Consider the following 13,900-nt stretch of genomic DNA (forward strand, 5'->3'; position numbering starts at 1 on the left):
TTACTTCGCATGTCCCATCCTTTTGATGTTCTCAGCATTGCCAATCGTCCCGGTCGGTTGATCTTCACGCCGTGCCCAGGCACCAAGGACAGCAGCATCGACAGTGCCTTGAGCACCTTGAAGCAGGGCGGTGCCGATGCGGTACTGACCCTGATGCCCTACGCCGAACTGGCGCATAACGCCGCTAGCGATTTGCCCGCGCTGTGCGCCGCGCAAGGTTTGCTCTGGCTGCATCTGCCGGTGGCCGACGAGCAGGTGCCGCAGGCGGATTTCGACGCCGCCTGGCCGGCGGCCATGGCGCAGATTGCTGAGCTGCTGGCGGCCGACAAGGCCATCGCCATTCACTGCAAGGGCGGCTCCGGGCGCACCGGGCTGATGGCCGCGCGCATTCTGATCGAGCTGGGTATTGAGCGCAGCGAGGCCATCAGCCTGGTGCAGGCGCTGCGGCCGAAAGCCATTCAGCATCCGGCCCATGCGGGCTGGATCGCCCAGTTCGGCAACTGAGGTGAGCATGCTCAATACCCTGGGCCTGTTCGCCCTCACCGCTCTTGCCGAGATCATCGGCTGCTACCTGCCGTACCTGTGGCTTAAGCAGGGCAAGAGCATTTGGCTGCTAGTGCCGGCCGCGGCTGCGCTGGCGCTGTTCGCCTGGCTGCTGACCCTGCACCCGACCGCCGCCGGGCGGGTGTATGCCGCTTATGGCGGGGTGTATGTGGCGATGGCAATTCTCTGGCTGTGGCTGGTGGACGGCATTCGCCCGACCCATTGGGACCTGCTGGGCGCGGCTGTGGCCATGCTTGGCATGGCGATCATCATGTTTGCGCCGCGCAATATTTAACCCGTTCAACGAGAGAGTCTGTCCATGGCTATCAAGGTAGGTATCAACGGTTTTGGTCGTATCGGTCGTCTGGCGCTGCGCGCTGCCTGGGGCTGGCCGGAGCTGGAGTTTGTGCAGATCAATGATCCGGCCGGCGACGCGCCGACTCATGCGCATTTGCTGAATTTCGACTCGGTGCACGGCCGCTGGCAGCGCGAGGCCAGCAGTGAGGGCGAGTGCATCCTGATCGACGGCAAACGCATTCAGGTCACGGCCAACAAAGCCATCGCCGATACCGATTGGAGCGGCTGCGATCTGGTGATCGAGGCCAGCGGCAAGATGAAAACTGTCGCGGTGCTGCAGGCGTACCTCGACCAAGGCGTAAAGCGCGTGGTGGTCTGCGCACCAGTGAAAGAGCAGGGCGCGCTGAATATCGTGATGGGCGTCAACCAGCAGCTGTTCGACCCGGCGCAGCACCGCATCGTCACCGCCGCCTCCTGCACCACCAACTGCCTGGCCCCGGTGGTCAAGGTGATCCACGAAAACCTCGGCATCCGCCACGGTTCGATCACCACCATCCACGACCTGACCAACACCCAAAGTATCCTCGATCAACCGCACAAAGACCTGCGCCGGGCGCGCGCCTCTGGCATGAGCCTGATCCCCACCAGCACCGGTTCGGCCACGGCGATCGCGGAGATCTTCCCTGAGCTGCGCGGCAAGTTGAATGGCCACGCCGTGCGCGTGCCCCTGGCCAACGCCTCGCTGACCGATTGCGTATTCGAAGTGGAGCGCGCCACCACGGTGGCGGAGGTCAACGCCCTGCTCAAGGCCGCCGCCGACGGCCCGCTGGCCGGGATTCTCGGCTATGAGGAACGGCCGCTGGTGTCCATCGACTACCGCACCGATCCGCGCTCTTCGATCATCGATGCGCTGTCGACCATGGTGGTCAATGGCACCCAGGTGAAGCTCTATGCCTGGTACGACAACGAATGGGGCTACGCCAACCGCGCGGTGGAATTGGCGCGGATGGTCGGTTAACCACGGGTCTGTAGGAGCGGCCTTGGCCGCGATGGATCTCTGGTGTTGCCATCGCGGGCAAGCCCGCTCCTACAAATGCCTGTGGCGACATCCACCACTAACGCCGTGCGGCACAACAGGATTTCTCCGATGCACGCCTTATCCCGCCTAGCCCCCGAAGTGCGCCAATACTTGCTGGTCACCGGCAACTACTGGGCCTTTACCCTCACCGACGGCGCGCTGCGCATGTTGGTGGTACTGCATTTCCACAGCCTGGGTTACACACCGCTGCAGATCGCCGCGCTGTTTCTGTTCTATGAGCTATTTGGTGTCGTAACGAATTTAGTGGGGGGCTATCTGGGGGCGCGGCTGGGGCTTAATCGCACCATGAATATCGGCCTGGGTCTGCAGGTGGCGGCTTTGCTGATGCTCACGGTTCCAGCGGCCTGGCTGACCATCCCCTGGGTGATGGGTGCGCAGGCGCTGTCGGGTATCGCCAAAGACCTGAACAAGATGAGCGCGAAAAGCTCGATCAAGTTGCTGGTGCCGGACAGTCAGCAGGGCACGCTGTACAAGTGGGTGGCGATCCTGACCGGCTCGAAGAATGCGCTCAAGGGCGTGGGCTTCTTTATGGGCGGCGCGCTGCTGGCGCTACTTGGCTTTACCGGGGCGGTGCTGGCCATGGCCGCTGTGCTGGCGCTGATCTGGTTGGCCAGCCTGCTGTTGCTGAAGAAGGATCTGGGCAAGGCGAAAGCCAAGCCGAAGTTTCGTGATCTGCTGTCCAAAAGCCGGGCGATCAATATTCTCTCGGCCGCACGCTTGTTCTTATTCGGCGCGCGCGATGTGTGGTTTGTCGTGGCGCTGCCGGTGTACCTGTCCAGCGTGTTTGGTTGGGATTTCTGGCTGGTCGGCGGCTTTCTCGCTGCCTGGGTGATTGGCTACGGCATGGTGCAGTCCTTCGCCCCAGCCATCACTGGCAAAGCCAGCGGCCAGTTGCCGGATGGCCGCGCGGCATTCGTCTGGGCGGCTGTACTGGCCGGGTTGCCCGCCGCCATTGCCCTGGGTCTGAGCAGTGGTTTGCCGGCGCAGTGGGTCTTGCTCGGCGGGTTGATGGTGTTTGGCGCCCTGTTTGCGGTGAACTCCTCGCTGCACAGCTACCTGATCGTCAGCTACGCCAAGGCAGACGGCGTGTCGCTGGATGTCGGCTTCTACTACATGTCCAATGCCCTCGGTCGGCTGCTCGGTACGCTGCTGTCGGGCTGGGTCTATCAGGCCTATGGCCTGGAGGCATGCCTGTGGGTGTCCTCGGCTTTTGTGCTGCTGGCGGCGTTGATTTCCATCGGGCTGCCTCGGCACCGCGCGAACAGCCCGATGCAGTAAAAATCGCAAGTTTGTGCAAGAACCGCCAGGCCAATCAGGCGCAGACTCCTGAATATTCAAAGGGAGTCTGTTGATGAATCTGTCGCTCTATCTGCTCACCGTACTGATCTGGGGCACCACCTGGATCGCCCTCAAGTTGCAACTGGGCGAGGTGGCGATTGCCGCGTCCATCGCCTATCGCTTTGCCCTGGCCGCTGCGGTGCTGTTCGCCATCCTGCTGCTCAGCGGCCGTTTGCAGAAACTCGACACGCGCGGCCAGCTGATCTGCCTGGTGCAGGGGCTGTGTCTGTTCTGCCTGAACTTTATGTGCTTCTACACCGCCAGTCAGTGGATTCCCAGTGGCCTGGTGGCGGTGATTTTCTCCACTGCCACATTGTGGAACGCGATCAACGCGCGGCTGTTCTTTAAACAGAAGATCGCCGCCAATGTGCTGGCTGGTGGCGCACTGGGTCTTGGCGGCCTGGCGCTGTTGTTCTGGCCTGAGCTGGCCGGGCACGAGGCCAGCCATGAAACCTTGCTGGGTATTGGCCTGGCGCTGATCGGCACCCTGTGTTTCTCCGCCGGCAATATGCTTTCCAGTCTGCAGCAGAAGGCCGGCCTCAAGCCGCTGACCACCAATGCCTGGGGCATGCTGTATGGCGCGCTGATGCTGGTGGCGATCTGCCTGGTCAGCGGCACGCCGTTCGGCTTCGAGTGGAACACGCGCTATATCGGCACCTTGCTGTACCTGGCGATTCCCGGCTCGGTGATCGGCTTTACCGCCTACCTGACTCTGGTCGGGCGTATGGGCCCAGAGCGCGCGGCCTACTGCACCGTGCTGTTTCCGGTGGTGGCGCTGAATATCTCGGTGTTTGCCGAGGGCTACCAGTGGACCGCGCCGGCGCTGTTTGGTCTGCTGCTGGTAATGCTGGGTAACGTGCTGGTGTTTCGTAAACCCAAGGCGTTGCCGGCAACGCCTGCTCTGGCCACCAAGGGTTAACTCGGCCACTTCCAGGCTGGTTCATCGAGCATGCCCTGGCCCTGAATTACGGTTTGTCCCAGCTGTTTTTCTAGGACGATGGCGTTGCACTCGGAGTGCTGTTCCAGAGTGGCGATCAACCGGCTGGCGTGGGACACCACCCACACTTGGGTATGTTGCGAGGCGGCGATAATCAGCCGGCCGAGGGCGGGCAGCAGATCCGGGTGCAGGCTGGTTTCCGGTTCGTTCAGCACCATCAGTGAGGGTGGCCTTGGCGTGAGCAGGGCGGCGACCAGCAGCAGGTAGCGCAGGGTGCCGTCCGACAGTTCGCTGGCCGACAACGGTCTTAGCAAGCCCTCCTGGCGTAACTCCACGACAAAACGCCCGCCTTGCTGAAAGTCGATGCGCAGACGAGCGCCGGGGAAGGCGTCGCTGATGGCTGCATCCAGTGCAGCGGCATCGCCGATTTCGCGAATGGTCTGTAACGCTGCCGCCAAGTCACGACCGTCGTGATGCAAAACCGGCGTACGGGTACCCAGCTGCGGTTGGCGCGCGGGCGCTTCGGCGTCGCTGCGAAAGTGATCGTAGAAGCGCCAGCGGCGAATATGTTCGCGCAGGTGGGAGACTTCCGGGCAGGCGGGATCATTGCCGATCTGCTCATACAGGCTGTCGAAGCTCGGCAGATGCTGGGCCATCACCTGCCAGTTGCGTCCCTCGCGCATGCGCACCATCGGCCCGGCGCGATCCACCAGCAGCGAGGCGGGGCGAAAGCTGCCTCCGGCCCAGATGCATTCGCGCTTGATCTCGGGGTCCAGGGCGAAGGCACTGGGAATATCGCGACTCTCGCCGGAGTTGGACTCCGGCAGCCCGAGGGAAATGGCATAGCTGAAATCATCACCGGCAAAACCCAGGCGCAGGCGCCTGACCTCTTTGCGCGGGCCGCCCTGCACTGGCACCTCGCCGCTGAGCATGCGCCGACTGAGGGTTTCCGGCCCGGCCCAGAAGGTGGAGTCCAGCCCGCCCTCACGGGCCAGGGCATTGACCACGCCGCCCTGCGCGGTTTCCGCGAGCAGGCGCAGGGCGCGATAGAGGTTGGATTTGCCGCTGCCATTGGCCCCTGTGACCAGATTGAGCCGGCCCAGCGGCAGCACCAGATTATTGATTGAGCGGTAGTTGGCGACGGCAAGGGTGTGCAGCATGGGTGTCGTCCTGACGATTGATGAATGGATGCTGGCAGTGTGTAGGGTGCGTTTAAAACAAGCCCAATTGCCCGCCGATCAGTGTGACGAAGTCATCTTCGACAAACGGCAGGATGGCGTCGGCCACCGGTTGCAGTTGGCGGGTCAGGTAGTGGTCGTAGTCGATGGCGGCGCTCCGCGCTTCCAGCGGTTGCGGGCCGGCGGTGGTGATCACGTAGCTGATCCAGCCGCCGCGCTGGTATTGCAGCGGGCGGCCTTGGGCGGCGTTGAACTCGTCAGCCAGGCGCGCGGCGCGTACATGGGGCGGTACGTTGCGTTCGTAATCGGTGAGCAGGCGGCGCAGGCGTTTGCGGTAGACCAGTTGTTCATCCAGTTCACCGTTGAGTGTGCGGCTGACGTAATCACGCACATAGTCCTGATAGGGCTGGCCGAGAAAGATGCGCTCATACAACTCGCGCTGAAACTGCTGGGCCAGCGGCGACCAGTCGCTGCGCACGGTTTCCAGGCCCTTGTAGACCATCGCATGGCTGCCGTCGGTGCGTGTCACCAGGCCGGCATAGCGCTTCTTGCTGCCTTCCTCGGTGCCGCGAATGGTCGGCATGAGAAAGCGCCGGTAATGGGTTTCAAACTGCAACTCCAGGGCGCTTTCCAGGCCGTACTCATCATGCAAGTGATCGCGCCACCAGGCATTCACTTTAGTCACCAGTGCGCGGCCGATCTGTGCGGCGTCTTCTTCAGCATGTGGGCGCTTGAGCCAGACAAAAGTGGAGTCGGTGTCGCCGTAGATCACCGCATAGCCATCGGCTTCGATCAGCGCGCGGGTGCGGGCCATGATCTCGTGGCCGCGCAGGGTGATGGAGGAGGCCAGGCGTGTATCGAAAAAGCGGCAACCGCTGGAACCGAGCACGCCGTAGAAGGCGTTCATGATGATCTTCAGCGCCTGCGACAGCGGCGCGTTGCCCTCGCGTTTGGCCGCTTCACGGCCCCGCCACACGCGCTCGACAATCGCCGGCAGGCAGTGCTGGCTGCGGGAGAAGCGCGCGCCGCGAAAACCCGGCACCGAATGGGCGTCATCCGGCTGGCGCAGGCCCTCGATCAGCCCCACCGGGTCGATCAGAAAGCTGCGGATAATCGACGGATAGAGGCTCTTGTAATCGAGCACCAACACTGACTCATACAACCCCGGCTGCGACTCCATGACAAAACCGCCGGGGCTGGCTTGCGGCGGGTTGTCCCCCAGGTTCGGCGCGACAAAACCACGGCGGTGCATCAGCGGCATATACAGGTGCTCGAAGGCCGCCACCGAGCCGCCGCTGCGATCAGCCGGCAGGCCGGTGACCGTGGCGCGCTCCAGCAGAAAGTCGAGGATCGCCGTCTTGCCGAAGATCCGCGTGACCAGCTCGCAGTCGCGCAGGTTGTAGCGCGCCAGGGCCGGTTTGTCCTCGCGAAACATGCGGTCTATTTCGTCCATACGCTGGTAGGGCGTGGAGATATCTTTGCCTTCGCCGAGCAGAGTTTGCGCGACATTTTCCAGGCTGAAAGAGGGGAAGCTCCAGGTCGCCGAACGCAGCGCCTCGATGCCGTCGATGATCAAGCGGCCGGCAGCGTCAGCAAAGAAGTGACCGTTGCCGCTGCCATGCTCACGCCACTGCATCTCGCTGCCATCGCGGCCCAAGCGCAGGGGAATGGCCAGGTTGCGTGCGTGTTCATGCAGCACACGCAAGTCGAACTGCACCAGGTTCCAGCCGATGATCGCGTCCGGGTCATGCGCGGCCATCCACTGGTTCAGGCATTCGAGCAGCTCGCCACGGCTGGCGCAGTAGTGCAGCTGGAAATCCACATCTGGCTGCTGCTCCGGCGTGCGGCCGAGCATATAGACGTTGCGCTGGCCGCAGCCTTCAATAGCGATGGAGTACAGCTCACCAAAGGCATTGGTTTCGATATCCAGCGAGGCCAGCTTGAGCGTCGGGCGGTAACCCTCGCAGGGCTTGATCTGTGCCTCCAGCAGCAGAGCGGGATTGGTCGCATCGGGCGTGCCGGTGAACTGCACGGGGGCGGTGATAAAGCGCTCCATCAGGTAGCGCTCGGGCGGTCGCACATCGGCTTCGTACACGTCCAGGCCAGCGCGGCGCAGCTGTTTGTCGAGGTCCATCAAGGTACGGTGCTGTTGGCAATACAGGCCGAGCACCGGGCGCAGGTGAAAGTCCTTGAGGCCCAGCGGGCGTAGCTCGACGCCGCGCTCGTTGGCTAGCAGCGCTTGCGCCTGCTCGCGTTGCGCAGCCGGAATAAAGGCCACCGAGGTTTGCAGCGGCAAGCGCAGCAGGCGCGGGCCGCTGTCGGTGGCCAACCAGAACTCCACCTGCGTGCCGACCGGCGTATCACGCCAGTGCCGGGTCAGAAGAAAGCCCTGTTGTAAGTCCACCGCGCCATTCTCGACTGAATTTAATCGGCCAATTCTACGCAGGCTTTTATCTGTATGCCTATACAGTTGTTGTGCGGCTGCCAAGCGGGCACAGACAAATCAGCTATTCCGAGTAAAATGCTCGGCCTGATTGACTGCCCGATAGCGAAACCATGTCCCTGCCCAAGCACCACCTCGAACTGCTGAGCCCCGCGCGCGATACCGCCATTGCCAAAGAGGCCATCCTGCACGGCGCGGATGCCGTGTACATCGGCGGCCCTGGCTTCGGTGCGCGGCACAACGCCAGCAACAGCGTGGCGGACATTGCCGAGCTGGTGCAGTTTGCCCACCTGTTCCATGCGCGGGTGTTCGTTACCCTCAACACCATCCTGCATGAGGATGAGTTGGAGCCGGCGCGGCAGATGATCTGGCAGCTCTACGAGGCGGGCATTGATGCGCTGATCGTGCAGGACATGGGTGTGATGGAAATGGACCTGCCGCCCATCGAGATCCACGCCAGCACCCAGTGTGACATCCGCACTCTGGAAAAAGCCCGCTTCCTCGATAACGCCGGTTTCTCCCAACTGGTGCTGGCCCGCGAGCTGAACCTGGAAGAAATCAGCAACATTTGCCGCAACGTCGATTCGGCGGTGGAGTTCTTTATTCATGGTGCGCTGTGTGTGGCCTTCTCCGGGCAGTGCAATATCTCCCACGCGCAGACCGGGCGCAGCGCCAACCGGGGTGACTGTTCGCAAGCCTGCCGCCTGCCGTACACCTTGAAAGACGATCAGGGCCGCGTGGTGGCCTATGACAAGCATCTGCTGTCGATGAAGGACAACAACCAGACCGATAACCTGATTCATCTGGTCGATGCCGGCGTGCGCTCGTTCAAGATCGAAGGGCGCTACAAGGACATGAGCTACGTGAAGAACATCACCGCGCACTACCGCCGCGAGCTGGATGCGATTCTCGAACAGCGCCCGCACCTGGCCCGCGCGTCCAGCGGCCGTACCGAGCACTTCTTCACCCCGGACACCGACAAGACCTTCCACCGTGGCAGCACCGATTACTTCGTTACCGACCGCAAGGTGGATATCGGTGCGTTTGACTCGCCAACCTTTACCGGGCTCGCGGTTGGCTATGTGGAGAAAGTCGGCAAGCGTGATCTGATTGCCGTCACCGACACGCCGCTGTCCAACGGCGATGGCCTCAACGTGCTGATCAAGCGTGAAGTGGTGGGTTTTCGCAGCAACATCTGCGAGCTGAAGGGCGAGTTTGAAGAAGACGGCGAGAAGCGCTACCGCTACCGCGTCGAGCCCAACGAAATGCCCGAGGCCATGCACCGCGTGCGCCCGCAGCATCCGCTTAACCGCAACCTCGACCACAACTGGCAGCAGGCGTTGCTCAAGACCTCGGCCGAGCGGCGTATCGCCGTCAGCTGGCAGCTGGCCGTGCAGGGCGATCAGCTGAATCTGAGCGTGACCAGTGAAGACGGCAGCAGCACCAGCGTCAGCCTGAATGGCCCGTTCGCCGCCGCCAAAGATGCCGAGCAAGCCCGTGAGCAGTTGGCCGATGGCCTGAGCAAGCTGGGCACCACCATCTACTACAGCACTGGCGTGCAGATCGATTGCGAGGTTGTGCCGTTTATCCCCGGCTCGCAGCTCAAGGCCCTACGCCGCGAAGCCATCGAGGCGCTGACCCAAGCCCGCGTCGCCTCTCACCCGCGTGGCGGGCGCAAGCCGGTCAGCGTGCCGCCGCCGGTGTACCCGGAATCGCACCTGACCTTTCTCGCCAACGTCTACAACGACAAGGCCCGCACCTTCTACAAGCGTTACGGCGTGCAGCTGATCGATGCGGCCTACGAGGCACACGAAGAGGCGGGTGATGTGCCGGTGATGATCACCAAGCACTGCCTGCGCTTCTCCTTCAACCTCTGTCCGAAGCAGGCTAAAGGTGTCACCGGCGTACGCACTAAAGTCTCGGACATGCAGCTGATCCATCAGGACGAAGTGCTGACCCTGAAGTTCGACTGCAAACCGTGCGAGATGCACATCATCGGCAAGATGAAGGGCCATATCCTGCATCAGCCGCAACCGGGCAGCGCGGCAAGCCAGGGCGGTACGGTGGGCTATATCACTCCGGATGATCTGCTCAAGACCATCAAGCGCTAAGCGTCGGTCAACATTTGCGTCAGCGGTTGGTTGTTCTGGTCTGTTTTCCGGTCAGAATCACCAGCGCAATGCCGCCGAGTATGGCCAGGGAGGCCAGGAATAGACGCAGGCTGAGGGGTTCGGCGAGCAGCACCACACCGCCGAGTGCGGCGATCACCGGCACGCTGAGTTGCACGCTGGCGGCCGTGGTGGCTTTCAAGGCCGGCAAGGCGCTGTACCAGACGGCATAACCCAGTCCGGAAGCCAGCGCGCCCGAAGCGATGGCATAGGCGATTCCAGCGGTGTTTTGCAGAGATATATCGCCGAGCATGGCGACACTCAGAATCAACGCAATCGGCACGGCCCGGAGGAAATTACCGGCCGTGACTTGCAGCGGGTCGCCCGCACCCTTGCCGCGCAGCGAGTAGATACCCCACGCCATGCCCGCACCGAGCATCAGTGCCGAAGCCAGTGGCGGCGGTGCGGCGACACCCGGTAACAGCAACCCTACCAGCCCGCCGATGGCTAGCAACAGGCCGCCAAGCTGAGGTACTCGCAGACGTTCGCCACGGTACAGGCCATAACCGATCATGGTGCTTTGCACCGCGCCAAACAGCAGCAGGGCGCCGGTGGCCGTTGTCAGCTCGAGGTAGGCGAAGGAAAACCCGGCAGCGTAGGCAAACAGGGCCAGCGCCGAGAGCCAGTTGCCCTTGCCAATCGCATTGCCGGCGCGGATGCGCACGATTAGCCAGAGCACGGCGGCCCCCGCGAGCAGGCGAATGCTGGTAAAGCTGGCGGCATCAATGCTGCCGTCGGCGAGGGCTGCCCGGCACAGCAGGGAATTGGCCGCGAAGGCGATCAGCGCGAGTATCGTCATGCTGACCAGGCGGACGACTGACATGGGCGTTTCTGTCGCCAGGCGTTGGCGGGCGTTATTCACTGCGCTTGCCAAAACCCTTGGCCAGAAACAGCCAGGCCATCAGCGGATAACAGAAATAATGCAGGCCAAAGATCAGCAACCCCATGGGGCTGGGATCATCCTTCCACGCCATCAGGGCCAGTAACCCCAGGTAGAGCAGCGCCAGGATGCCGCCATACAGCGCCACCAGGCGGCGACGTTCGCCTTGCAGGGGTGCACGGCGGTTGCGCCAGGAGAACCACAGGGTCATACCGGCGGCCACCAGGGCGGCGATCAGCACCGTGGTCAACAGCCCGCCGAGTTTGACGAAGGTGCGCAGCAGCAGGTTAAGCACGATAACCGCTACCACGCCGCCAAGGGCCAGGCGGGTAACCGCGACGCTGCTGGGGCTAGGCTCGCGCATGGGGCGTGCTCCTAAAGGCTGCGATTAAGGCCGAAGCGTTTTTTCAGCACGGCTTCGAGCAGGCGTTTAGGCAGCAGCGCTGCGAGCAGCGGCAGGCTGCGGCTGCCATTGCCCAGGCGCAGCAGGTTCGGTCGGGATTTGCTCTGTACGGCGGCGAGCAGGTTGCGGGCGAAGTGGTTGGCTGGGGTGGGGTTGTCCTGCGAAGCATTGGCGCGGGCGCGGATACCGTCGCGAATCGGCCACCAGGGCGAGGCTTCGTCGATCAGTTGTTCGGCCTGCTGGCTGGCGTTGGCGCCGAAGCTGGAAGCAATCGCGCCGGGCTGCACTTCCATCACCTCGATGGAGAAGGGCGCCAGCTCCAGGCGCAGGGCGTCAGTCAGGGCATGCACGGCGGCCTTGGAGGCACAGTAGGCGCCGGCAAACGGGGTGACCAGCACGCCGGAGACGCTGCCGATATTCACCACCAGGCCCTTGTTCTGGCGCAGCAGCGGGAACAGCGCGCGGGTCACGCCGATCAGCGAGAACACGTTGGTTTCAAACTGCTTGCGCATGGCCTCGACGCCGCCATCGAGTAGTGGCCCCATAGCGCCGTAGCCGGCGTTGTTGATCAGCACATCGAGGCCACCGATCTCTGCTTTCAGGCGTTCGGCCAGTTGCCCCAGCCCCAGGCCATCGTTGACGTCCAGTTGCACGGCGTTAAAGCCAGCTGCACTGAGGGCAGCCAGGTCATCGGCTTTGCGCGCGGTGGCCCAGACCTGATAACCGGCCTGCTGGAACACCTCGGCCAGGGCGCGGCCAATGCCGCTGGAACATCCGGTGATCAGTACGCTGGGCTGGGTCATGCAGCTTTCCTTGTTGTTCTAATGGGGGCAAATATCAGCGGCTAAAGCTGCCTTGTAGGCGTTCAGCGCGAAATTCTAATGTGCTGGCGCGATAACCGCTGCGCAGGGTTGGCAGTGGCAGGCAGGTTTGCCAGTCGGCGCCAGGCAGCAATTCGCCGGGGCCGCTGTAGCGTGGGGCCTCATACAGACGTTCGGCCAGATTGACGCTGTCGCCGGGGCGGTAGGCGGTGATCTGCCAGTGCAGCTCAAGCAGCGCGGCTTCACTGCCGTTCTTCAGGTTCAGGGCCAACGGACGATCTGCCGGGCAGCGCTGCGGGGCGTAATCGAGGCGCAGTTCGAGGTGAGCCAGGTGGCGATTCTCGCGGCTTTCCTGCCAGAGCACCCAACTGGCGACCAGGCCGAGGCCGATCAGTGCCGCGAGGGAGATCGGCAGCGCCTTGCTCGGGTAGCGGATCAGCAGGATCAGCCAGCTCAGTACCAGAATTGCGCCTATCAGCATCACTCAGGCCTCAGGAGTGTCGCGGAGAAATACCAGACTATCAGCCTTGGAGTGCTCGGCCGAATAGCGATAGCCCTGGTAGTTGAAATCCTTGAGGCCGGCTGGGTCGGTCAGGCGCTCCTTGATCACGTAGCGTGCCATCAGGCCACGGGCTTTTTTCGCGTAGAAGCTGATGATCTTGTACTGGCCGTTTTTCAGGTCCTTGAACTCGGTGTCGATCACCCGCGCATTCAGCGCCTTGCGTTTGACTGCGCTGAAGTATTCGTTGGACGCCAGGTTGAGCAGCACGTCGTCGCCCTGGGCGGCCAGCGCCTCATTCAGCCAGCCGCTGATGCGCTCACCCCAGAAGTCGTAGAGGTTATTGCCGCGCGGGTTGGCCAGTTTGGTGCCCATTTCCAGGCGATAGGCCTGCATCAGGTCGAGCGGGCGCAGTACGCCATACAGGCCGGAGAGCATGCGCAGGTGGGTTTGCGCGAAGTCAAAGTCGGCTTCGCTGAAATCCTCGGCGTTAAGCCCGGTGTACACGTCACCCTTGAACGCCAGCAGCGCCTGCTTGGCGTTGGACGGATTGAACGGCCGCTCCCAGCTGCCAAAGCGCGCGGCATTGAGGCCGGCGAGTTTGTCCGAAAGGTGCATCAGCTCGGCGATCTGCGCCGGTGTGAAGTCGCGCAGCTGCTGGATCAGCTCCTGAGCGTGGTCGAGGTGTTCCGGTTGGGTAAAACGTGGCGTGGCGGGCGGCGTCTCGTAATCGAGGGTTTTGGCCGGGGAAATCACCATCAGCATAAAACTGTGCTCCTGAAAGTCTGCGGCGATTCTAGAAGCTGGCGGCGGCTGAGACTACCTATAAGGGTGATTAGCTCAGCCGATTCGAGCCCTGTTATTGCGCGTGCCCGCACCGCGTTGGCGCAGCCTGCGGCTCATTAGCGATATATGCGGTGAGCCGGCCTGACTGCGAGCGTAAGGCGAATCAGCTGGCACCGTTACTGGGGCGTACAGGCTTGTACTGAAAGGCTGTGCGGGGTAGGGCGAGAGAGACTAGGGCGCTACGGAAGGAAAAAACTGAGCAGGCTGAAAGCCGGTAGGACTTCCGACTTTAACGGCGCTCGGGCAGACCGCCAAGCGCTATTTGTCGCACTGATAAATAAACCTGCAAATCCTGAAAAAAACGTTTTTCTGTCATCTGAATTGGAGTAATTAAAAGACAAGACCGCCGAACCCTGCAGACAGGTGGCGGCCATTGGCCCTCACCTTGCTTGCATCCTTCTCAGCCCCGGCACTGAGGAGTCGGCGGCCCCTCCGCGGCGCACTCGCC

The 13,900-nt window shown here is 62.6% G+C and carries 13 protein-coding genes; 6 read left to right on the forward strand and 7 right to left on the reverse strand.

From position 1 onward, the window contains the following. The first annotated feature begins 9 nt into the window (after positions 1-9). From ACOCLD_RS07395 to ACOCLD_RS07415, 5 genes are all read left to right on the forward strand, one after another. Positions 10-504, forward strand: coding sequence for a tyrosine-protein phosphatase (locus tag ACOCLD_RS07395; protein ID WP_422911406.1), 495 nt, complete (start codon positions 10-12; stop codon positions 502-504). Positions 505-511: 7 nt separating this feature from the next. Further along, positions 512-838 (forward strand): YnfA family protein, encoded by a 327-nt coding sequence (locus tag ACOCLD_RS07400; protein ID WP_422911407.1) that lies wholly within the window; start codon positions 512-514, stop codon positions 836-838. Positions 839-862: 24 nt separating this feature from the next. Then, a complete protein-coding gene (locus ACOCLD_RS07405; protein WP_422911408.1) occupies positions 863-1,858 on the forward strand; it encodes an ArsJ-associated glyceraldehyde-3-phosphate dehydrogenase in 996 nt (331 codons plus the stop codon). A gap of 129 nt (positions 1,859-1,987) precedes the next feature. After that, complete coding sequence (gene arsJ, locus ACOCLD_RS07410; RefSeq protein WP_422911409.1) at positions 1,988-3,217, forward strand: organoarsenical effux MFS transporter ArsJ; 1,230 nt, start codon at positions 1,988-1,990, stop codon at positions 3,215-3,217. 73 nt (positions 3,218-3,290) lie between these two features. After that, positions 3,291-4,196: a DMT family transporter gene (locus ACOCLD_RS07415; protein ID WP_422911410.1), complete on the forward strand. Its 906-nt coding sequence runs from the start codon at positions 3,291-3,293 to the stop codon at positions 4,194-4,196. Here ACOCLD_RS07415 and ACOCLD_RS07420 read toward each other — a convergent pair. After that, positions 4,193-5,374 (reverse strand): AAA family ATPase, encoded by a 1,182-nt coding sequence (locus ACOCLD_RS07420; protein WP_422911411.1) that lies wholly within the window; start codon positions 5,372-5,374, stop codon positions 4,193-4,195. The genes ACOCLD_RS07415 and ACOCLD_RS07420 overlap by 4 nt on opposite strands. A gap of 52 nt (positions 5,375-5,426) precedes the next feature. Beyond that, entirely contained in the window at positions 5,427-7,796 is a 2,370-nt protein-coding gene (locus ACOCLD_RS07425) for a DNA polymerase II (protein ID WP_422911412.1), read from the reverse strand. 152 nt (positions 7,797-7,948) lie between these two features. Here ACOCLD_RS07425 and ACOCLD_RS07430 point away from each other — a divergent pair, with 152 nt between their 5' ends. After that, on the forward strand, positions 7,949-9,946 hold the full coding sequence (locus tag ACOCLD_RS07430; RefSeq protein WP_422911413.1) for a peptidase U32 family protein: 1,998 nt from the start codon (positions 7,949-7,951) through the stop codon (positions 9,944-9,946). 19 nt (positions 9,947-9,965) lie between these two features. Here the strand turns inward: ACOCLD_RS07430 and ACOCLD_RS07435 are convergent, their stop codons facing one another. From ACOCLD_RS07435 to yaaA, 5 genes are read right to left on the reverse strand one after another with little or no spacing between them, the layout of a single operon-like run. After that, positions 9,966-10,826, reverse strand: a complete 861-nt coding sequence (locus ACOCLD_RS07435; protein ID WP_422911414.1) for a DMT family transporter — start codon at positions 10,824-10,826, stop codon at positions 9,966-9,968. A gap of 31 nt (positions 10,827-10,857) precedes the next feature. After that, a complete protein-coding gene (locus ACOCLD_RS07440) occupies positions 10,858-11,247 on the reverse strand; it encodes a hypothetical protein (protein WP_422911415.1) in 390 nt (129 codons plus the stop codon). A gap of 11 nt (positions 11,248-11,258) precedes the next feature. Further along, positions 11,259-12,089: an SDR family oxidoreductase gene (locus ACOCLD_RS07445; protein ID WP_422911416.1), complete on the reverse strand. Its 831-nt coding sequence runs from the start codon at positions 12,087-12,089 to the stop codon at positions 11,259-11,261. A gap of 34 nt (positions 12,090-12,123) precedes the next feature. Further along, positions 12,124-12,588 carry a multidrug transporter gene (locus tag ACOCLD_RS07450; protein ID WP_233683882.1) on the reverse strand — a complete coding sequence of 155 codons (465 nt, stop codon included), beginning with the start codon at positions 12,586-12,588 and terminating at the stop codon, positions 12,124-12,126. A 3-nt stretch (positions 12,589-12,591) separates the two neighbouring features. Then, complete coding sequence (yaaA, locus tag ACOCLD_RS07455; protein ID WP_422911417.1) at positions 12,592-13,371, reverse strand: peroxide stress protein YaaA; 780 nt, start codon at positions 13,369-13,371, stop codon at positions 12,592-12,594. Positions 13,372-13,900: the final 529 nt, after the last annotated feature.

It is taken from the genome of Pseudomonas cimarronensis (assembly GCF_049331905.1).
GTDB lineage: Bacteria > Pseudomonadota > Gammaproteobacteria > Pseudomonadales > Pseudomonadaceae > Aquipseudomonas.